Raw genomic sequence first — 18,618 nt, 5'->3', positions numbered from 1 at the left:
GGCCGCCAGTTTAAGTCAGCCGGGGAAACGCACCCAGAGCTCCGCTTCGGCCAAGGAACTGAAGACCCGCACGTCGAGGCCCTGTTCCTGCGCGTCGAGCTGGGTGGCCTCGTAGGCGCCGACGCGGTCCACGGAGCGCGCGACATAGGCCCAACGGCGTCCGGCGAAGACATCCATCCCGAGTTGGCGGATGAAACTCGAGCGCTGCTCGCCGGTCAGCGGGTCGTCGTCCATCAGATCGATGGCCAGCACCTTGGCGAGGCCCCGCTCGGCGGCGAGGCCCTGCACGGCGCGCCAGCAGCCCGCCATGTGGGCGGGGGTGTGCCGACGACCGCGGAACTCCACCACCAGCACGTCGACATCGATGCGCCAACGCAGGTCCGCGGGCTCGAGGCCCGCGATGGCCTGCATCGGCGCCACGCCACTCACGCAAGCCACTCCGTCAGGGCTTCGCGTTCGCACAGCAGCTTGAAGCTCGGGCGCGCGCGCATCCGATCGATGAAGCCGCGGATTGCGGGCCACTCGGTGGCCGGCTTCGGCATGTTGCGCGACCAGCGGCACAGCATGGCGAAGAAGAAATCGGGCGCGGAAACCCGCTCGCCCAGCAGGTAGGGACCGTTGGCGGCGAGGTGGGCCTCCACGCGATCGAAGAAGGCGCCGATGCGTTGGCCCGCCTCGGCTTTCGCCGCGTCGCTGGCCGCCTCGCCCGCAGGCTCGTGCGGGTAGAACCAGGTCCGGAAGGGCGGTTGCAGGCCATTCGCCATCAACACCAGCCACTGGTAGGCGGCGTTGCGCGCGGCGGTTCCGGGCGGCGGCAGCAGGCCGGCGTCGGGGTAGCGGTCGGCCAGCATCAGCAGCAACGCGCCCGACTCGTTGTACGCCACGCCATCGAGGACGAGGGTTGGCACGACGCCGGCCGGATTGAGCTTGAGGTATTCGGCACCGCGCTGCTCGCCAGCGGCGAGGTCGACGCGACGCAACTCCGGTGGGCGTCCGATGTCCAGCAGCAGCCAGTGCACGCACAGACTGGCGCTGCCGGGCGCGAAGTAAAGCAGGTCCATGGCGATCTCCGAGGGCGAGGGGGCAGTGTGCGCCGGCGAGGGTGAAAAAAACCCCGGGACGGGCCCGGGGTTCTTCGGCAGCTTCCGAGCAGACGGCTCAGGCCACCTGCACCTCGTCGGCCTGCATGCCCTTCTGGCCGGCGACGACCTTGAAGCTCACGCGCTGGCCTTCCTTGAGGGTCTTGAAGCCGTTACCCATGATGGAACGGAAGTGGACAAACACGTCCTGGCCGTTCTCCGGCGTGATGAAGCCGAAGCCCTTGGCATCGTTGAACCACTTCACGGTCCCGAACTGACGATCCGACATTGCTATGCGTCCTCGAACATTGGCTGGTTGGGAACGGCGCAGGCCTCACGCCATGACTGCTTGCCCGGGGAATCGTTGCGTCGATGCAGCGGATCGGTCGGATCAGCACACGCGGCCACGGTTCACTGTGACCCAAGCGCAGCAGCGGCCCTACAGTAACCCGTGCCTGAACGAAAAGTAAGGCCCCGTGAAGCCGTGATCCAGTTCTCGAAAACAGGGGGCCGGGGCTGAATCCCGGGCATCGGCTGCTGCATTGCAGCAGGAAAATGCGCGGATCGAACCGCTCCTGGGCGATTTCGGGCGGCCCTAGAGGCCAACCCCTCGCGCCTGCGGGGGACGACCTCGATCAACGTCGCCGCGGCCCCGGATGCGACAATGGCTCATTCCCGTCGACGCTCTCCGGCATGTCCAGCGCCTTCATCTCCGAAACCATCCTCGACGTCCGCCACTGGACCGACGCCTACTTCAGCTTCACCTGTACCCGCGACGACGGCTTCCGCTTCGAGAACGGCCAGTTCGTGATGATCGGCCTCGAAGTCGACGGCAAGCCGCTGATGCGCGCGTACTCCATCGCCAGCCCGAACTGGGATGAGCACCTGGAGTTCTTCTCCATCAAGGTGCAGAACGGGCCGCTCACGTCCCGACTGCAGCATGTGAAGCCTGGCGACACCCTGCTGCTGTCACGCAAGCCCACTGGCACCCTGCTGATCAGCGACGTGCATCCCGGCGGCAACCTCTACCTGCTCGCCACCGGCACCGGCCTCGCCCCCTTCCTGTCGATCATCCGCGACCCGGCCACCTACGAGCGTTTCGACAAGGTCATCGTGACCCACGGCGTCCGCAAGGCCGAGGATCTCGCCTACCGCGACTACATCGAGCGCGAGCTGCCGCAGCACGAGTACCTCGGCGAACAGATTCGCGAGAAGCTGCTGTACTACCCCGCCGTCAGCCGCGAAGGGTTCAAGCACCACGGCCGCATCACCGACCTGATGGCCAGCGGCGCCATGCAGCGCGACCTCGGCCTTCCGGAGATCAACCCCGCCAACGACAGGGCGATGATCTGCGGCAGCCCGCAGATGCTCGCGGACTTCCGGAAGCTGCTCGACGAGCGCGGCCTCGTGGCCTCGCCGAAGATCGGCCAGCCGGGCCATTACGTCTTCGAACGCGCCTTCGTCGAAAAATGAGCCCCTGATGCCCCAGTCCTCCCCCCGGGACACCTTCGCCTTTCCGTTGGCCGCCTCGCTGTGGGCGGTCGCGGGGTCCTTCGCCGCGAGCCTGGTCAGCACCGGCATCACCTTCGGCCGCTACATGGGCGACAGCGCGATGCCCGACGTGCTGCGCGACCTGCTCCCCGGCCTCGTCGGCCAGAGCCTGCTCGGCGCGGCGCTGCTGGCCGCCCTCGTCTTCGTTGTCGCGACGCGTCGGCAGCGACGGGCGCCTGACCGCGTCGGCCACGCGCAGGGCGCGGCAGCGGCCACCGGCCTGCTGGCGGCTTTCGGCGCCTGGGCCGCGGTGAGCCTCGCCTCCGCCCTGGCCTACAGCTTTATCCCCGCCCTGCAGTCACCGATCGGCTTCGCCGTGGTCGGCGTCGCCATGTCCTTGCTGCACGTCGCTGTCGCCGCGCTCGGTGCCTCCGTGGGCGCCGCACTGTTGCTGAAGCCGGGTACGGCTCCCATGCCGGCCACGCCTTCGCGCCACGCCTGGGCTGGCGCCGCGATCTTCGGCACCCTCCTCGCGTTCGGCATTGATCTGGTGAGCGGCGCGTTACCCGGCCTGCTGCACGACACCCTCGGTTCCGGCATGTTCACGACCGCCCAATGGTCGCCGCTGTTGGCGCTGCTGGTCGGCGCCAACGTCGCCCTGGGCTACGCGTGGCGACGACTTCGGACGGATGCGGCACTGGCCTGGTCGGGGGATGCCTGGGCCGCGCTGGCCGTCCTGCCGATCACCCTCGCCTTGGGTGCGGGGGTCGGTGTGCTCGCGGTGGCGATCGCCTACTTGATGGGCGACAGCGGCCTGCCCGTCCTCATCGTCGCCGGCCTCGTGGCGCTGCTCCTCGCGGGTATCGCATTCGGCAGCCTCGGTGCACTCGCGGGGCTGGTGCGCACGCGCCGGGCGGCCGGTCCTCGCTGAAGCACGGCGCCACCACGCGGCGGCGACGGCATGGGCCTCAATGTGGGGCTCCCTCCGTTGATCCCGCCGAGCCGTGCCCCGATGCGTTCCGCCCTGCTCCTCCTTTCCGCGCTCGCCGTGGCGCTGATGCCCGCCAAATCGCGTGCGGAAGAACCCGCCTACACCGTGGCCGAGTCGATGGATGCCGGCGTCGAAGTGCGCGAGTACGCGCCGATGCTGGTCGCCGAAGTGGTGGTGGCCACCGAGGACTTCGGCCGCGCCGGAAGCCTCGGATTCCAGCCGCTGGCCGACTACATCTTCGGCAACAACACGCGGCGCGAGCGCATCGGCATGACCGCGCCGGTCACGCAGGAGCGCGAAGGCGAACGCATCGGCATGACAGCCCCGGTCACGCAGTCCGGCTCACCGCAGAGTTGGGTGGTGGGCTTCGTGATGCCGGCCCGCTACACGGCCGAGACCCTGCCGCTGCCGCGCGATCCGCGCATCCGGATCGTCGGCGTGCCGTCGCGGATGGTGGCGGCCATCCGCTTCAGCGGGCGCTGGAGCCCGATCCGATACGCCGAGAACCTGCGCCTGCTCGAACGCGAGCTGGCCGAGGCCGGCTGGGTCGCCGCCGCCGAACCCCAGTCCGCGCAGTACGACGCGCCCTGGGTGCCGGGCCCGATGCGCCGCAACGAAATCCTGGTGCCGGTCCAGCGCAGGGAGTGAGGCCGCAGGCCAATGCTGGGCTCAGGCGAGCGGCAGGTGGATGTCGGTGCGCAGGATGTCGGCCGGCGTGGTTTCCGGATCGTCGAGGTACTGGAAGAGGATGGGACGCTCGGCCAGCGCGTAACCGCTGGTTGGCCACCAGTCGGCCAACAGGCCATCGAGCGCCGGCTCCAGCCGGTCGTAAGGCCCGACCACGCGGATCCGCGCGTAGCGTCCGCCCGCTTCCTGCCCGCGGCGTAGCCCCTCCGGCAAGGCGATGGCGGTGCCCGTCGGGAAGGCGATGATCGCTTCAGCGCGGCACTGCTCAGCCGGAACATCGCGCCGGTCGTCGTGATCGATGCCCCAAAGACCCGTGATCGCCTCGACCAGACCTGCCTCCGCCGCCCAGGCGAACAGCGCGCCGTAGGCTTCGGCCAAGGCTTCGTTGTCGCCGGTGGCCGAAACCAGCACGGCTTCGAACGGCGCCACCGAGACCACGCTGACGTCGAGCCGCGGCAGCGTCGCCGGGGCACGCAGTGGCCGCTCGAGCCGGCGCTCCGCCTCGTCGCGCACCCCAGCGTCATCGCGCAAGGCCCCGGGTGTCGTATCGAGGTGCTGGCGAACCAGCCGGGCGAAGGACTGTGACGATTCAAAACCGACGGCCAAGGCCACGTCGGTGATGCTGGCCCCAGGCTGCGCGAGCAGGCCCAAGGCACGACGCAGGCGGAGGCGCGCCACCGTGGCGCCGATCGGTTCGCCGGTCAGCGCGCGCCACAGGCGATGGAAATGGAACGGCGAGAAGTGCGCCTCGCGGGCCAGCGCATCGAGCTCCGGCGGGGCGTCGCCTTGGGCGAGCGCCGCCGTGATGCGGTCGAGGACGCGCTGCAGGCGCGGGTTGATCGGGGACGTCTCGAGCGTGTCCATCGGCGAACTGCGGTGCGGGAAGGTGGTGCCAGCCTGCCTACCGGGAGTGGGAGCCGCGTGCCCGATCTTGCGCAGTTCAGCCCAGCGCCTTCTCGATGTCCTTGCGCATGCTCTCGGGCTTGTCGGTGGGCGCGAAGCGCTTCAGCACCCGGCCGTCGCGGCCGACGAGGAACTTTGTGAAGTTCCACTTGATGCCCTCGGTGCCGAGGAAGCCCGACTTCTCGCTCTTCAGCCAGTTGAACAGCGGGTGCGCCTTCGGGCCGTTGACGTCCACCTTCTTGAACATCGGGAAGCTCACGTCGTACGTGAGCGAACAGAAGTTCTTGATCTCGGCCTCGTCACCCGGCTCCTGGTGGCCGAACTGGTCGCAGGGGAAGCCCAGCACCACGAGGCCCTTGTCGCCGTAGTCCTTCCACAACTGCTCAAGGCCGGTGTACTGCGGGGTGAAGCCACACTTGCTCGCGGTGTTCACCACCAACACGGCCTTGCCCTTGAACTCGTCGAGCGTGCGTTCCTTGCCGTCGATGTCGATGGCCTTGAAGTCGAAGGCGGTGGTCATGGGCGCGGGCTCCGGGATGGGGAGGTGAAGACTAGCGTGCCTCGCCTCGGCGGCGCGAGAAGGCGGCCATCCGCCCCGCCTTTTCCGCGCCGGCGCGGAAAAGGAAACGGCCCGGGGTCACCGGGCCGTCTCCGTTGCCACGATCTCGCCGCTCGCGCGGCGCGGGATCAGAAGCTCGCCTTGAACTCCACGCCCCACGTGCGCGGCTCGTTGATGAAGCCGGTGCGGTTGTTGAAGTCGATGCCGCCGACAGCCTCGATCTCGTTGAGGATGTTGCGACCAAACGCGGCCACTTCGTACTGGCCGAGGCCCCAGCTGTAACCCACGCGCACGCCGCCGGTGAGCAGCGGGGCGCCGGTGAACACCGTCGACTCGTACAGGAAGAAGTTCACTTCGCTGCGGTAGGCCCAGTCGGTGTAGACGTACAGCTCCGAGTCGTCCGACAGCGGGATGCCGTAGCGGGCGGTCAGGTTGGTCGTCCACTCCGGCGCCTGCGGCAGCGGGTTGCCGTTGATGCGGGCCAGCGTGGCGCCGCCAACGACCACCGTCGGGTCGGTGACGAGGCAGCCCAGCGGGTTGCCGCAGATCGCCGTCGTCAGGTTCGCGTCCTTGATCTCGGTGCGGTTGTAGCCGGTGCCGAAGGTGACCAGCAGCTGGTCGGTCAGGTAGGCCTCGAGGTCGGCTTCGAAGCCGCGCAGCGACGATTCGTCGGCGTTGAGCAGGCTGTTGAAGTTGGCGGTGCCGCCCACGGCGGTGAGCTGCTGGTTGTCGACTGTCGCGTTGAACGCGGCGAGGTTCAGGCGGGCGCGGTTGTCGAACAGCGCCACCTTCATGCCGACTTCGTACGACAGCACTTCTTCCGAATCGGCAACGGTGACCAGCTGGTTGGCCGGCAGCGCCGCGTTCGCGAACGCGAGACGGCCCTGGATCGACGGCGCGCGGAAGCCCTTCGCCACGCGGGCGTAGAGGTTCACGTCATCGGCCACCGTCCACGTGCCGGCGAGGTCCCAGCTCACGTTCTCGTCCGACGGGTTCACGGTGATCGGCGCGATCGCCGGCGCACCGAAGGCGCCGAACACGCGACGGGCGGTGAAGTCCTTCTCGTCCTCGGTGTAGCGCAGGCCGGCGCGCAGCACGAAGGTCTCGCTCACGGCCCAGTCCACCGAGCCGAAGGCCGCCCACGCGGTGTTGTCCTGGCGCTGCGTCGCGAGGGCGTTGACCACGCCACCGCCGAGGGTGTCGTAGCTGATGCTCTCGATGTCGGCCTGGTCCTTGAACCAGTACAGGCCGGCCTGCCAGTCGATGGCGTTGTCGCCGTTCGAAGCGAGGCGCAGCTCCTGCGTGGCCTGCTTCACCTCGGCCGCGTCGCCCGACTCCGCCGGGAACGGGATCAGGCCGGGGCCACCGCCGCTCGGCAGGAAGACGGCGCCGAAGCCGCCGTCGATGTCACCGCGCGAGGCGAGCTCGCCGTGGTTGAGGCTGGTGATCGAGAACAGCGTGGCCGAACCGAGGTTCCAGCTCATGCGCAGCGAGGCGCCGTCGGTGTCCAGGTCCTGCTGGTTCAGCGCGTCGATGGCGACCTTCTCCGGGTCGAAACCCGGCACCAGGCGGCCGTCGGCGCCGAGGATGTTGGCGCGGAACAGGCGGGCCGTGCCCTCGAGGTCGCGCATCTGCACGCTCAGCAGGGCTTCGAAGTCCTCGCTGGCCTGCAGCAGCACCTGGCCGCGGAAGGCCATGTCTTCGTAACCCTCGACCGCATTGTTGCGGCGCGTGCCGGCGAAGGTGTTGTCCACCCAGTCGCCGCGGCGCTGGTACAGCGCCGAAGCGCGGCCGGCCAGCGTGTCGGTGAGGCTGCCGCCGATGGCAGCTTCGGCGTTCATCGTGTCGTACTCACCGTACGAGAGGCGGCCGTAGCCCGAGGTCTCGAAGTCCGGGCGCACCGAGTCGAACTTGACGAGGCCGGCCGGCGTGTTGCGGCCGAACAGCGTGCCCTGCGGACCGCGCAGCACTTCGATGCGGTCGACGTCGAACACCGGGAAGCCCTTCAGCGTGACGTTCTCGAGCACGACGTCGTCGTACACCAGCGACACCGGTTGCGAGGCGTTGAGGTCGAAATCGGTGTTGCCGAGGCCGCGCAGGTAGAAGCGCGGGAACACGCGGCCGAACGAGGATTCGACATTGAGGCTGGGCGAACGGGCCGCCAGGAAGCGGATGTCGTCGCCGCCGGAGCGGATCGCGTCCAGCTTCTCGCCGTCGACCGCGCTGACCGCGATGGGCACCTGCTGGGCGTTCTCGGCGCGACGGGTGGCGGTCACCGTGATGGTGTCCAGCGTCGTGGCGTCGGTGTTGGCGTCCGCGGGGGCGGCATCCTGCGCCGACGCGAGGGCCGGCAGGGTCAGGGCGATGGCGAGGGCCAGCGCGTGGCGGTTCAAACGGGTGGGCTGAGTGCGGCGCATCTCGGTTCCTTGGAGACGAAAAGGGATTGGGATTCGGGGCCATCCTGGCCGGGAAACGCAAAACCCCGCGCGGAGCGCGGGGTAACGGAAGCTTAACCGGATCGTGCTGGAGCCGCGGCTCGAAAGCCGCGGCCCCGCGGGGCTCAGTGCTGGTGGCCGCCGGCGCCGTGCACGTGACCGTGCAGCACTTCCTCGACCGAGGCTTCGCGGACTTCGACGATTTCGATGTCGAAGTGCAGCGGCATGCCGGCGAGCGGGTGGTTGGCGTCGATGGTGACGGTGTCGGCATCGACCGACTTCACCACCACGGTGATCGGGCCCATCGGGCCGTTGGCCTCGAACTGCATGCCCGGCTGGACGTCGACGTCCTGCGGGAACGCGGCGCGCGGCACGGCCTGCATCATTTCGGGGTTGCTCTCACCGTAGCCTTCGGCGGCCGGGACGACGACCTGGAAAGCATCGCCGGCGACGCGGCCGGCCATGGCCTTCTCGAGGCCCGGCACGATCTGGCCGACGCCGTGGAGGTAGGGCAGCGGCTCGCGGCCGCGGGAGCTGTCGATGACCTGGCCTTCGGGGCTGGTCAGCGTGTAGTGGAAGGAAGCGACGGTGCGCTCGGCAATCTGCATGGGGGATTCTCCTTCAGAAATGAAAAACCCCGGGCGCAAGCCCGGGGTTCGTCACGCAAACGCGTGGGTGCGGCTCAGAGCGCCTGGACGGCGTCGGCCTGCAGGCCCTTCGGGCCCTTCACGACGGTGAAGCTGACCTTCTGGCCTTCTTTCAGCGTCTTGAAGCCCGAGCCCTGGATCGAGCGGAAGTGCACGAACAGGTCTTCGCCGCCTTCGCGCGAGATGAAGCCGAAGCCCTTGGCGTCGTTGAACCACTTGACGGTGCCGGTCTGACGATCGGACATGAGTTGTCTCCTAGGAACAGATTCGATGTTTTGAGGTTTTCACCGGTTTTGGGACCGGCGGCTGTCTGCAGGGAGGCAACACAAGGGCGATGTAGCGGATCATCGATCTACCGCATCGGGACACAATTCACCGTGACCCGGCAAGCTCAGCGAGGCCGACCTTAAACCTTTTCTTGACGAAAGCCAACTTTTTTGTCTGGGAGGGGAACTCCGCGGTTCAGGCGGGGTCCTAGGCCCGCTAGACTGGAGCCTCAATGACCGTCGCCTGTCCGCCCCTGCTGCGAGTCGCTCTGCACGCCCTTCTGGCGCTGGCCGTGCTGCTGCAGGCCAGCGTGGCCGTCGCGATGCATGCCTCACCGGTGGCGGGGGCGACGGGCGACACGCCAGCCCCGGTGGCGACCGAAGCCGCAACCACGCTGCCGCCCTGCCACGCGCTGGTGGCCGCGGTGGTGGACGCCAACCCGGCCACAGCGGCCGATTGCTGCGGTGATTCGGCGCTCGGTGAATCCTGCCGCTGGGCGTGTGCACAGGCGCTCGGCATGACGCCTCTGCTCGTCCTCACGAGCCAGCACCTGCTGGCCGCCGGCCCCAGCGCGACGCCGATCCTGCCCGCCCTCCGCTGGACCGCGCAGTCCCCGCTTCGCCCGCCCATCGGCTGAACCCGTTCGCGCCGCACCGTCGCGCCCACTGCGCGACGGACCTGCAACGCAGGCGTCCCCGCCTGCCGCACGGAGTTCCCATGCCACGCATCCTTTCGGTGGGCCTGATGGCCCTCGCCGGCGTCGTTCTCGCCTCGCCCTCTCTCGCCCGCCCGATTTCCTACGCCGGCGGGCACATGCTGATGGTCGAGCACGAGCCGGATGTCGACCGCTTCAGCTACACCTACTCACCCAGCCATCGCTGGTCGGTCTCTGCGGGCGGCGTCCGCGCCGACGGCCTCGAGCGCACCAACGAGCTCGAACTGGGCTATGTCCGTGCCTCGCGTCTGCTGCATCGCTGGAACCTGCCCGCCGCGCAAGCCAACGCCTTCGTCTGGGGCGGAGTTGGCCAAGGCCGCACCGCGCTCGGCGACGGGCTGGCGCGGCACGTCGGCCTGCAGCTCGACTACGAAACCCGCCGCATCTACACCTCGCTGGTCACCGAACTGCACGAAGGCGACGGCTGGTCGCACCGCTTCGACACCGCCGCGATCGGCTGGGCACCCTACGAGCACGACATCGACCGGGTCGCGACCTGGGTGGTGCTGAAGGGCATGCGCACCACGAACGCCATCGACGACGACATCAAGCCCGTCGCGGTCCTGCGCTTCTTCACCACCCGCTGGTGGCTGGAGGTAGGCGCGGATGCCGACGGACAGCCCCTCGCCAACGTGATGATCAACCTTTGATTCCCAGGAGCCACCCCATGAACCGTTCGTTCCTTTCCTTCGCCACCGCCGCCCTTGTCCTCGGCGCCACCTTCGCCACCTCGACGCTGGAGGCACGCAGCCTCCGCATCGAAGTCAACGGCCTCGTCTGTGCGTTCTGCGCCGACGGCATCACCCGTGCGTTCAAGAAGGACGCCGCCACCGCCGAGGTGTTCGTCAGCCTCGAGAGCAAGCTGGTCGCCGTGGGCCTCAAGGACGGGCAGGACATCGCCGATGCCACGGCGACGAAGCTGCTCACCGACGCGGGCTACACCGTGGTGGGCATCCAGCGCACCGACGCCACGGTCGCCGCCATCAAGGCCGAGGTCGGCGGTGAATGAGTTGAAGCAGGGCCTGTGGGGCGCGTTCGGCGCCCTGCTGGCCAGCTCGGGCACGCTGGTCTGCTGCGTGCTGCCGGCGGTCATGGTCAGCGTCGGCGCGGGGGCCACCCTCGCCGGGCTGGTCACCGCCGTGCCGCAGCTGATCTGGCTCTCGGAGCGCAAAGGTCTGGTGTTCGGCGTGGCGGCGCTCGCGCTCGCCATCGCCGGCACGCTGCTCTGGCGGGCGCGCTCGGCGCCCTGTCCGGCCGATCCAGCGCTGGCCCGTGCCTGCACGAGGCTGCGCCGCTGGTCGAACGGGCTCTATGTGTTTTCGGTGCTCGCCACGATCACCGGCGCACTGTTCGCCTTCGTGCTGCCGGCGCTGACTTGAGCAAAGCGGCGGCCCTCGGGCCGCCATCTCACCACTCCGTGCGGTTCGGCAGCAGGCCGCGCAGCTCGGCGTCGGTGAGGTTGCGCCATTGGCCCGGCTTCAGGTGGCCCATCTGGATATTGACGATGCGGCTGCGGAACAGGCGCTTCACGCGGTAGCCGAAGTGCGTGCACATCAGGCGGATCTGCCGGTTGAGGCCCTGCGTCAGCACGATGCGGAAACCGACCGGCCCGATCTTCGAGACCTTGCACGGCAGCGTGGTCTGTCCGTGCATCGCGATGCCGCCGCGGGCCATACCGCGGAGGAATTCCATGGTCACGTCCTTGTTGACGCCGACCAGGTACTCCTTCTCCTTGCTGTTCTCGGCGCGCAGGATCTCGTTGACGATGTCGCCGTTGCTGGTGAGCAGGATCAGGCCTTCGCTGTCCTTGTCGAGGCGGCCGATCGGAAAGATGCGCTGCTCGTGGCCGATGGCCTCGACGATGTTGCCGGCCACGTCGGCCTCGGTCGTGCAGGTGACGCCGACAGGCTTGTGGTACGCGATGTAGACGTGGCGGCGTTTGTTCGCGGCACCGGCGGCGCGCTGCGCGACGTTCTGGCCATCGACGGCGACCTTGTCGCCCTCGCCCAGTTCGGCGCCAACCCGGGCGCGGATGCCGTTGATGGTGACGCGGCCTTCGCCGATCAGGCGGTCGGCTTCGCGGCGCGAGCAGTAGCCCGCCTCGGAGAGGTGTTTGTTCAGGCGCATCGCTGCGTGCCGAAAGGGAAAGGGCGCGCAGGATACCCCCCGGCCGGGCCGGGCACCTGAACCCGACCCCTCACTTCAGGCCTACGCGCGACGCGAGGATTTCGGCGATCCTCGGCGGCTCGCCAACCCACGGGACCCCGCATGAGCCTGCTGCGTCGCCTCGCCCTGCCCCGCGCCACCCGCGCCACCACCGCCCTGCTCGCCCTCGCGGCCGCGGCCGCCAGCACCGTCGCCGTCGCGGCGGGCCGGCCGATCACCCATGAAGACCTCTGGGGCTTCGCTCGCCTGTCGCCGCCGGCGCTGTCGCACGATGGTCGTTACGCCGCCGTGGTCGCCACCCGGCCGGCCTACGACCCGACCCAACAGACGGCCGACCTCTGGCTGCTGCCCACCGACGGCAAGGGCGAGCCGCGACAGCTCACCTTCAGCAAGGCCGCGGAAGCCGGCCCGGTGTTCAGCCCGGACGGCTCGCGGCTCGCCTACACCGTGCAACGCGAAGGCGACACCGCGCCGCAGGTGTACGTGATCGACCTGGCCCAGGGGGGCGAGCCGCGCCGCGTGACCTCACTCTCGACGGGTGCGCGCACGCCGCAGTTTTCGCCGGACGGCTCGCGGATCCTGTTCATCAGCACGGTGTTCCCCGGCACGATGAATGATGCCGACAACGTGCGCATCGCCGCCGAGCGCAAGGCGCGGAAGGACAACGTCCGCATCTACACCGGCTTCCCGATCCGCAACTGGGACCGCTGGCTGGACGACCGCCAGCAGCGGATCTTCGTGGTGCCGACGACCGGCGGCGAGGCCAAGGACCTGCTCGCGACCTCTACGTTGGTGAAGCAGCCCGGCTTCGGCGGCCGCTTCACCGAGACCGGCGAAGAGATCGACGCCACCTGGACGCCGGACGGCCAGACCGTGGTTTTCGCGGCCACGGTGAACCGCCACCGCGCCGCCTTCGCCAACACCCACACCGACCTTTACCGCGTGCCGGCCACCGGCGGTGAGGCCGAGCGCCTCACCGGCAGCGGCGCCATCGGCGCGCAGGACAGCCATGGCCGTCCGCAGTTCAGCGCCGACGGCCGCCACCTCTTGGCGCAGTTCACGCCCCGCGGCGAGAAGGTCTACCAGCCCACGCACCTCGCCACATTCTCGTGGCCGGAGGCCAAGGCGGGTCCGACGGTCACCCTGCCCGGCGACCTCGCCGTGTCCAGCTTCGGCATCGACGCCGACAGCCGAACCGTGTGGTTGACGGCCGAAGAGGCCGGCCACGAGAAGCTGTTCACCGCCCGCATCGGCGACACCGAAGCCCGCCGTGCATTCGAAATGGACCGTGGCGTGTACACCGGCCTGCAAGTGGCCGATGCCGCTCGCGGCGTGCTGGTGGCGAACTTCGACAGCGCGGTGAATCCGCCGGAAGTCGTGCGCATCAACCTGCGCGGCGGCCATCGCGCGATTTCGGCGTTCAACAGCGCCCAAGCCGCGACGCTCGACCTCGCGCCCGCCGAGACCTTCTGGTTCGAGAGCGAGCGCGGCGCACGCATCCACAACTTGCTGGTGAAGCCGGCCGGCTTCGACCCGGCCAAGAAGTACCCGCTGTTCGTGCTTATCCACGGCGGCCCGCACATCATGTGGCGCGACAGCTTCTTCACCCGCTGGAACTACCACCTGATCGCCGGCACCGAGCGCGTGGTGCTGCTGACCAACTACACCGGCTCGACCGGCTTCGGCACGGCCTTCGCGCAGGGCATCCAGGGCGATCCGTTCGAGGGCCCGGCCAATGAGATCAACCAGGCCGCCGACGTCGCCATCGAGCGCTTCGGCTTCATCGATGGCACCCGCCAGTGCGCCGGCGGCGCCAGCTACGGCGGGCATCTCTCGAACTGGCTGCAGGGCACGACCACGCGCTACCGCTGCCTCGTGAGCCACGCCGGCCTCGTCAACTCGGAAGCCCAGTGGGGCACCTCCGACGTGATCTTCGGCCGCGAGCAGAACGCGGGCGGCCCGGTGTGGGAGCGCGGCGGCGTGTGGGTGTCGCAGAACCCGATGCTCAAGGCCGCCGAGTTCCAGACGCCGGTGCTGGTGACGATCGGCGAACAGGACTTCCGCGTGCCGCTCAACAACACGCTCGAGTACTGGTCGCTGCTGCAGCGCCGCGGCGTCGAGAGCCGCCTGCTGGTGTTCCCCGACGAGAACCACTGGATCCTGAAGGGCGAGAACAGCCGCACCTTCTACCGCGAGCTGGACCAGTGGCTGGATCGTTGGGAATCCGGCAACCCCTGAAACGAAAGGCCCGGCGATGCCGGGCCTTTCTCTTTCCGAAACGTCAGGGCGTGGGTGCCGGCGGTGCTTCCGCCGGCTTCGCGAAGGTCTCACCGAAGAAGTTGCCCGGATGCCACGACGGCCGAGCGTCGTCGTTGGCGACTTCGTTGATCACCCGCGCGTTGAGGCGCGCCAGCATGGCGAGCGACGGCCAGTCGATGGCCTGCGAGAGGTCGTCGCCCGGCTGGTGGTAGCGCTCCTTGCGGAAGGCCTCGACGCGCGCCGCCTGGTCCTGCGTCGGGTCGGTCGAGCGCATGCCCTCGTCGATGTACAGCGCCGGGATGCCGGCGCGCACGAAGGCGTACTGGTCGCTGCGCACGAAGATCACTTCCTCCGGCTTCGAGTCGGGCGTCACCGCCACGCCTTCCGCTGCGGCCGCGCGCTCCACCACCGCACCCAGCGTCGAATTCTCCGCACCGAAGGCCGTGATGTCGGCCAACGGCGCCAGCGCCACCGGCATATCGATGTTGATGTTGGCGACGATGGCTTCGCGCGGCACGGTCGGGTGCTGCACGAAGTAATCGGCGCCCTGCAGGCCCGACTCCTCGGCCGTGACGGCGAGGAAGATCACGCTGCGGCGCGGCTTCACCGGCCCGGAGGCGAGCAGGCGCGCGGCTTCGAGCATCACCGCGATGCCCGAGGCGTTGTCGAAGGCGCCGTTGTAGATCGCATCGCCGCCAATCGGCGCGCCCTTGCCCACGTGGTCGAGGTGGGCCGAGATGACGACGTACTCGTTCTTCAGGGCCGGGTCGGCGCCTTCGAGCACGCCGACGACGTTCGCGCTCTGCCGCTGGCGGATCATCGAGTGGCGCTCCTGCTCGACCGTCATCGGCAGTTCGAAGGCCTGCGGCGTTCCGGCTTCGGCCGCGGCGTAGGCCTCGTCCAGGGTCTGGGGCGCGCCGGCGAAGAGCGCTGCGGCACTGTCCGGGCTGATCGACGCGCGAACGGCCAACTGCGGCCACGCGCCATTCGGCACGCCCTGCTCATCCGCCCAGGCCATGCGCGAGCGCCAGCTCTGCTGCACGAGGCGCTCCCACGGCGTGCGCTGCTGGTCGTCGCGGGTCTGGATCTGCAGGATGCCGACCGCGCCGCGGTCGACCAGCGCCTGCGTCTTGGTGAGCCCGGCCGAGTAATGCGCGCGCACTTCCGGCGGGAACTTCGAAGGCGCGCCGCCGAACACCAGAACCACCTTGCCCTTCACGTCGATGCCGGCGAGGTCGTCATGCCCGTGGTCCGGGGCCGACACGCCGAAGCCGGCGAAGACCACCGGGGCCTCGGCGAGCACCTTGGCCTTGTCGAGGCTGGCCACGGGCAGGAAGTCCTTGCCCGGCGCCATCGTGACGGCGGGACCGGACGCCGGGCGCAGCACCAGCCGCGAGGCCGGCAGCAGGGAAAGCGATTCGACCAGCGCGACCGGCTGCATCCACGACCCCTCGGCGGCGCCGGGGCGCAGGCCGATCTGGGCCAACTCGCTGGCCACGTATCCGGCGGCGATGTCGTAACCGCGCGTGCCGGAGAGCCGGCCTTCCAGCAGGTCGTCGGCGAGGAACTCGACGTGGGCGCGGATGGCCGGCGCGGAGGCCTCGGGCAGCGGGTCGGCCGCCGGTGCGGCGGCCTCCTCGCGCGGCGTGCAGGCACTCAGCAGAAGGGCCGTCGCCAGGCCAACAGCCAGTGGCGACAAGACAGGAAGACGGCTCGGGGACATCGGCACTCCACGGCGGGATCGGGAATCCCCGAGCCTACCGGAAGGCGCAAGCCGCAGACGCGGGCGACTCAGGCCGGCTGGGCGAGCAGCGCGTCGATGCGCGCGTCCTTCTCTTCCCACAGGGCGTTGAGCCAGTGCTGGAAGCGGATGCGGTAGTCGCGGTCGTTCTCGTAATCGCCGCCGATGAGATCCTGCGGCACCTCACGCAGGCGCAGATCGACGCGGATCTCGCGCACCTTGCCGGCGAACAGGTCGACGATGCTCGGACGTCCCTGCGGATAAACGATGGTGACGTCGACGATGCCGTCGAGCAGTTCGCCCATCGAGTTCAGCACCTGCGCCACGCCGCCGGATTTCGGCTTCAACAGGTGCCGGTAGCTGCTCTGCGCCAGCTTCTTCGCGTTGGCGCGCGTGCCCTCGACGAAGTTCATCACCGACACCGGGATCTCGCGGAACTTCGCGCAGGCCGCGCGCGCGGTTTCGAGGTCGCGGCGCGCGAGCTCGGGGTTCTTCTGGATCTGCGACTTGCTGGCGCGCTTCATGAAGGGGAAGTCCAACGCCCACCACGCGAGGCCGAGCACCGGCACCCAGATCAGCGAGTCCTTCAGGAAGAAGCGCTGGAACGGGATGCGGCGGTTCAACACTTTCTGCAGCACCGGAATGTCGACCCAGCTCTGGTGGTTGCTGAGCACGAGGTAGCGGCGCGCGCGGCTGAAGGCGGCGTCGCCGGTGATGACCCAGCGCGTCGGCGTGAACGTGGCGATGGCCCAGCCGTTGACGGCGATCCAGCTCTCGCCGAAGGCCGGCATCCAGCGCGACACCGCAGCTCGCGCGCGCTTGAAGGGCAGCATGCCCTTGGCGACGGCCAGCGCGAGGATCGGCGTGGCATGGAGGACGGTGTTGATGGCGACCAGCACGCCAGCGGCGGCGGCACGAAGCCAGGTGATCGGGGCGAAGCGCATGGGCGACGGATTTCGGGACACGAGTGCAGTTTAGGACGGGAGGGATGAATCGGCGTGAGCGCGACGCCCTCGGGGAGGGCGATTCAGGAACTGCAGCTCAGCGCGGAGCAACCGGGGCGGTCCTTGGCCCACTCCGGGCGGCGCGCCGCGAAGCGCTCGGCGTCGGGCTGCGCGTCGTAGGGCCGCTGCAGCACCTCGAGCAGGGCGTGCAGCTCGGCGGTATCGCCCTGCTCGGCCGCGTCGATGGCCTGCTGCAGCAGCCAGTTGCGCGGCACGACCCAGGGATTCGCGGCATCCATCCGGGCGCGCCGGGCTTCAGCGGGTTGCGGATCGGTCGCGAGGCGCGCGGCGTAGCGGGCCAGCCAGTCGCCAAGCGTGGCGGCTTCGCGTTCGGCCTTGGCTCGGTCGTAAAGCGCCGGCGCGAGCGCTGCCACCGGATCGACGACGGCGGCGGCTTCGAGGGCCGCGAGCGTCCGGAAGAAGATCGTGAAATCGACCTCCGCCGCCTGCAGCGCACCGAACAGGCCCGACACCAGCGCCGCATCCTCGTCGCGCCAGTCGGCGAGGCCGAGCTTGTCGGCCCACATCCGCGCCTGCGCCGACTGGAAGGCTTCGACATAGGCGTTCGTGCCCGCCGTCAGCGGCTCGGCGTCGGGGAACAACGGCGCCAGCGCCGAGGCCAGGGCCGAGAGGTTCCAGTGGGCGACCTGCGGCTGCGCGGCATAGCGGTAGCGGCGTCCCGGCAGGTCGGTGGTGTTGGGCGTCCAGTGCGGGTCGGCGTCGTCGAGGAAGCCGAAGGGACCGTAGTCGATGGTGAGGCCGAGCACGCTCAGGTTGTCGGTGTTCATCACGCCATGCACGAAGCCGACACGCATCCAGTGGGCCATCAGCACGCCGGTGCGCTTCGCCACCTCGGAGAACCAGTCGGCGCGCGCGTTCGGCCCGATGAGCTCGGGGAAGTGGCTCGCAATGGTGTGATCGACGAGGCCTTCAAGCAGATCGCGCTCGCCGCGCGAGGCCGGCAATTCGTAGTGGCCGAAACGCAGGAAGCTGGGGGCCACGCGGCAGACGATGGCGCCCGGTTCGGGTTTCGGGTCGCCGGCGTAGAGGATGTCGCGCACCACGGCGTCGCCGGTCGCCACCAGGCTGAGCACGCGCGTGGTCGGCACGCCCAGCGCATGCATGGCCTCGGAGGCCACGTATTCGCGCAGGCTGGAACGCAGCACCGCGCGGCCGTCGGCGCGGCGCGAGTACGGCGTGGGGCCCGCACCCTTGAGTTGGATCTCCCAGCGCCGGCCGTCGCGCCCGGCCGCCTCGCCCAGCAGCAGGGCACGGCCGTCGCCGAGCTGGCCGGCCCAATGCCCGAACTGGTGCCCGCCGTAGTTGGTGGCGACCGTCGTTGCGCCCGACGGAACGGCGTTGCCGGCCATGAGGTCGAGGAACGACGGCGAGCCCATCGCCGCCGCGTCGAGTCCGAGCTCCTCGGCCATCGCCGGCGGGAACGCGAGCAGTCGGGGGGCCGAGACGGGCGTGGGCACCGTCGCCGACCAGGCCATACCGCGAACGTCGCGGGTCCCGGGGCGCGGCGCAGCCTCGCCGGGCAGCTCGCTCACCATTCGGGCGGTTTCGATGCGCATCACGACTCCAGAGTTTTCATCAGTTTACGAATGGGTGTACGCAGCTGCGCCGCAAGGCACGAATCACGGGGCGCGGCACCCCTAGACTCGGGTCTTC

20 protein-coding genes are annotated in these 18,618 nt (G+C 69.4%); 8 read left to right on the top strand and 12 right to left on the bottom strand.

Going from position 1 to position 18,618, the window contains the following annotated elements:
• Nucleotides 1-15 precede the first annotated feature (15 nt).
• From ACIQ6S_RS00555 to ACIQ6S_RS00545, 3 genes are all read right to left on the bottom strand, one after another.
• On the bottom strand, nt 16-429 hold the full coding sequence (locus ACIQ6S_RS00555) for a hypothetical protein (RefSeq protein ID WP_397572550.1): 414 nt from the start codon (nt 427-429) through the stop codon (nt 16-18).
• Nucleotides 426-1,061, bottom strand: a complete 636-nt coding sequence (locus ACIQ6S_RS00550) for a glutathione S-transferase family protein (RefSeq protein ID WP_397606628.1) — start codon at nt 1,059-1,061, stop codon at nt 426-428. Before ACIQ6S_RS00550 ends, ACIQ6S_RS00555 begins: the two co-directional genes overlap by 4 nt.
• A gap of 97 nt (nt 1,062-1,158) precedes the next feature.
• The gene (locus ACIQ6S_RS00545; RefSeq protein WP_297865901.1) at nt 1,159-1,368 is read right to left on the bottom strand and encodes a cold-shock protein; all 210 of its coding nucleotides are present in this window, start codon (nt 1,366-1,368) and stop codon (nt 1,159-1,161) included.
• Nucleotides 1,369-1,772: 404 nt separating this feature from the next.
• On the opposite strand from ACIQ6S_RS00545, the gene ACIQ6S_RS00540 reads away from it, so the two are divergent.
• From ACIQ6S_RS00540 to ACIQ6S_RS00530, 3 genes are all read left to right on the top strand, one after another.
• A complete protein-coding gene (locus ACIQ6S_RS00540) occupies nt 1,773-2,552 on the top strand; it encodes a ferredoxin--NADP reductase (protein WP_397606627.1) in 780 nt (259 codons plus the stop codon).
• 7 nt (nt 2,553-2,559) lie between these two features.
• Nucleotides 2,560-3,501: a hypothetical protein gene (locus ACIQ6S_RS00535; RefSeq protein WP_397606626.1), complete on the top strand. Its 942-nt coding sequence runs from the start codon at nt 2,560-2,562 to the stop codon at nt 3,499-3,501.
• Between the two features lie 81 nt (nt 3,502-3,582).
• The gene (locus tag ACIQ6S_RS00530) at nt 3,583-4,209 is read left to right on the top strand and encodes an SOUL family heme-binding protein (protein WP_397606625.1); all 627 of its coding nucleotides are present in this window, start codon (nt 3,583-3,585) and stop codon (nt 4,207-4,209) included.
• A 21-nt stretch (nt 4,210-4,230) separates the two neighbouring features.
• On the opposite strand, the gene ACIQ6S_RS00525 is transcribed toward ACIQ6S_RS00530, so the two are convergent.
• The 5 genes from ACIQ6S_RS00525 to ACIQ6S_RS00505 form a co-directional block, all read right to left on the bottom strand.
• Nucleotides 4,231-5,112: a GyrI-like domain-containing protein gene (locus tag ACIQ6S_RS00525; protein ID WP_397606624.1), complete on the bottom strand. Its 882-nt coding sequence runs from the start codon at nt 5,110-5,112 to the stop codon at nt 4,231-4,233.
• A gap of 76 nt (nt 5,113-5,188) precedes the next feature.
• Nucleotides 5,189-5,671, bottom strand: coding sequence for a glutathione peroxidase (locus ACIQ6S_RS00520; RefSeq protein WP_397606623.1), 483 nt, complete (start codon nt 5,669-5,671; stop codon nt 5,189-5,191).
• Between the two features lie 167 nt (nt 5,672-5,838).
• Entirely contained in the window at nt 5,839-8,127 is a 2,289-nt protein-coding gene (locus tag ACIQ6S_RS00515; RefSeq protein WP_397606622.1) for a TonB-dependent receptor, read from the bottom strand.
• A gap of 143 nt (nt 8,128-8,270) precedes the next feature.
• On the bottom strand, nt 8,271-8,753 hold the full coding sequence (locus tag ACIQ6S_RS00510; RefSeq protein ID WP_397606621.1) for a peptidylprolyl isomerase: 483 nt from the start codon (nt 8,751-8,753) through the stop codon (nt 8,271-8,273).
• A 74-nt stretch (nt 8,754-8,827) separates the two neighbouring features.
• On the bottom strand, nt 8,828-9,037 hold the full coding sequence (locus ACIQ6S_RS00505; RefSeq protein WP_297865894.1) for a cold-shock protein: 210 nt from the start codon (nt 9,035-9,037) through the stop codon (nt 8,828-8,830).
• A 254-nt stretch (nt 9,038-9,291) separates the two neighbouring features.
• Here ACIQ6S_RS00505 and ACIQ6S_RS00500 point away from each other — a divergent pair, with 254 nt between their 5' ends.
• The 4 genes from ACIQ6S_RS00500 to ACIQ6S_RS00485 all read left to right on the top strand — a co-directional run bounded on the left by ACIQ6S_RS00500 (nt 9,292) and on the right by ACIQ6S_RS00485 (nt 11,153).
• A complete protein-coding gene (locus ACIQ6S_RS00500) occupies nt 9,292-9,696 on the top strand; it encodes a hypothetical protein (RefSeq protein ID WP_397606620.1) in 405 nt (134 codons plus the stop codon).
• A gap of 80 nt (nt 9,697-9,776) precedes the next feature.
• Nucleotides 9,777-10,424: a hypothetical protein gene (locus ACIQ6S_RS00495; RefSeq protein ID WP_397606619.1), complete on the top strand. Its 648-nt coding sequence runs from the start codon at nt 9,777-9,779 to the stop codon at nt 10,422-10,424.
• Between the two features lie 17 nt (nt 10,425-10,441).
• Nucleotides 10,442-10,783: a heavy-metal-associated domain-containing protein gene (locus tag ACIQ6S_RS00490; protein ID WP_397606618.1), complete on the top strand. Its 342-nt coding sequence runs from the start codon at nt 10,442-10,444 to the stop codon at nt 10,781-10,783.
• Nucleotides 10,776-11,153, top strand: a complete 378-nt coding sequence (locus tag ACIQ6S_RS00485) for a hypothetical protein (RefSeq protein WP_397572004.1) — start codon at nt 10,776-10,778, stop codon at nt 11,151-11,153. Before ACIQ6S_RS00490 ends, ACIQ6S_RS00485 begins: the two co-directional genes overlap by 8 nt.
• Nucleotides 11,154-11,181: 28 nt before the next feature.
• Here ACIQ6S_RS00485 and ACIQ6S_RS00480 read toward each other — a convergent pair whose 3' ends face one another.
• Nucleotides 11,182-11,901: a pseudouridine synthase gene (locus tag ACIQ6S_RS00480; RefSeq protein WP_397572003.1), complete on the bottom strand. Its 720-nt coding sequence runs from the start codon at nt 11,899-11,901 to the stop codon at nt 11,182-11,184.
• 141 nt (nt 11,902-12,042) lie between these two features.
• Between ACIQ6S_RS00480 and ACIQ6S_RS00475 the strand changes: the two genes are divergently transcribed.
• Nucleotides 12,043-14,178: a prolyl oligopeptidase family serine peptidase gene (locus ACIQ6S_RS00475; RefSeq protein ID WP_397606617.1), complete on the top strand. Its 2,136-nt coding sequence runs from the start codon at nt 12,043-12,045 to the stop codon at nt 14,176-14,178.
• A 43-nt stretch (nt 14,179-14,221) separates the two neighbouring features.
• Here ACIQ6S_RS00475 and ACIQ6S_RS00470 read toward each other — a convergent pair whose 3' ends face one another.
• The 3 genes from ACIQ6S_RS00470 to ACIQ6S_RS00460 form a co-directional block, all read right to left on the bottom strand.
• A complete protein-coding gene (locus ACIQ6S_RS00470; protein WP_397606616.1) occupies nt 14,222-15,922 on the bottom strand; it encodes a M28 family metallopeptidase in 1,701 nt (566 codons plus the stop codon).
• Between the two features lie 68 nt (nt 15,923-15,990).
• Complete coding sequence (locus ACIQ6S_RS00465; RefSeq protein ID WP_397606615.1) at nt 15,991-16,884, bottom strand: acyltransferase; 894 nt, start codon at nt 16,882-16,884, stop codon at nt 15,991-15,993.
• 83 nt (nt 16,885-16,967) lie between these two features.
• A complete protein-coding gene (locus tag ACIQ6S_RS00460; protein ID WP_397606614.1) occupies nt 16,968-18,521 on the bottom strand; it encodes a YdiU family protein in 1,554 nt (517 codons plus the stop codon).
• Nucleotides 18,522-18,618 lie beyond the last annotated feature (97 nt).

Source organism: Silanimonas sp. (assembly GCF_044377035.1).
Taxonomy (GTDB): domain Bacteria; phylum Pseudomonadota; class Gammaproteobacteria; order Xanthomonadales; family Xanthomonadaceae; genus Silanimonas.
The sequence above is the reverse complement of the archived record's forward strand: the minus strand, read 5'-3'. Positions and strand labels throughout refer to the sequence as shown.

Bases quoted from the DNA above. Each gene is read 5' to 3' on its own strand.
- ACIQ6S_RS00505 (WP_297865894.1), bottom strand. From the start codon at position 9,037: ATGTCCGATCGTCAGACCGGCACCGTCAAGTGGTTCAACGACGCCAAG.
- ACIQ6S_RS00470 (WP_397606616.1), bottom strand. From the start codon at position 15,922: ATGTCCCCGAGCCGTCTTCCTGTCTTGTCGCCACTGGCTGTTGGCCTG.
- ACIQ6S_RS00475 (WP_397606617.1), top strand. From the start codon at position 12,043: ATGAGCCTGCTGCGTCGCCTCGCCCTGCCCCGCGCCACCCGCGCCACC.
- ACIQ6S_RS00515 (WP_397606622.1), bottom strand. From the start codon at position 8,127: ATGCGCCGCACTCAGCCCACCCGTTTGAACCGCCACGCGCTGGCCCTC.
- ACIQ6S_RS00480 (WP_397572003.1), bottom strand. From the start codon at position 11,901: ATGCGCCTGAACAAACACCTCTCCGAGGCGGGCTACTGCTCGCGCCGC.
- ACIQ6S_RS00500 (WP_397606620.1), top strand. From the start codon at position 9,292: ATGACCGTCGCCTGTCCGCCCCTGCTGCGAGTCGCTCTGCACGCCCTT.
- ACIQ6S_RS00465 (WP_397606615.1), bottom strand. From the start codon at position 16,884: ATGCGCTTCGCCCCGATCACCTGGCTTCGTGCCGCCGCCGCTGGCGTG.
- ACIQ6S_RS00545 (WP_297865901.1), bottom strand. From the start codon at position 1,368: ATGTCGGATCGTCAGTTCGGGACCGTGAAGTGGTTCAACGATGCCAAG.
- ACIQ6S_RS00525 (WP_397606624.1), bottom strand. From the start codon at position 5,112: ATGGACACGCTCGAGACGTCCCCGATCAACCCGCGCCTGCAGCGCGTC.
- ACIQ6S_RS00535 (WP_397606626.1), top strand. From the start codon at position 2,560: ATGCCCCAGTCCTCCCCCCGGGACACCTTCGCCTTTCCGTTGGCCGCC.
- ACIQ6S_RS00520 (WP_397606623.1), bottom strand. From the start codon at position 5,671: ATGACCACCGCCTTCGACTTCAAGGCCATCGACATCGACGGCAAGGAA.
- ACIQ6S_RS00495 (WP_397606619.1), top strand. From the start codon at position 9,777: ATGCCACGCATCCTTTCGGTGGGCCTGATGGCCCTCGCCGGCGTCGTT.
- ACIQ6S_RS00540 (WP_397606627.1), top strand. From the start codon at position 1,773: ATGTCCAGCGCCTTCATCTCCGAAACCATCCTCGACGTCCGCCACTGG.
- ACIQ6S_RS00460 (WP_397606614.1), bottom strand. From the start codon at position 18,521: ATGCGCATCGAAACCGCCCGAATGGTGAGCGAGCTGCCCGGCGAGGCT.
- ACIQ6S_RS00530 (WP_397606625.1), top strand. From the start codon at position 3,583: ATGCGTTCCGCCCTGCTCCTCCTTTCCGCGCTCGCCGTGGCGCTGATG.
- ACIQ6S_RS00550 (WP_397606628.1), bottom strand. From the start codon at position 1,061: ATGGACCTGCTTTACTTCGCGCCCGGCAGCGCCAGTCTGTGCGTGCAC.
- ACIQ6S_RS00510 (WP_397606621.1), bottom strand. From the start codon at position 8,753: ATGCAGATTGCCGAGCGCACCGTCGCTTCCTTCCACTACACGCTGACC.
- ACIQ6S_RS00490 (WP_397606618.1), top strand. From the start codon at position 10,442: ATGAACCGTTCGTTCCTTTCCTTCGCCACCGCCGCCCTTGTCCTCGGC.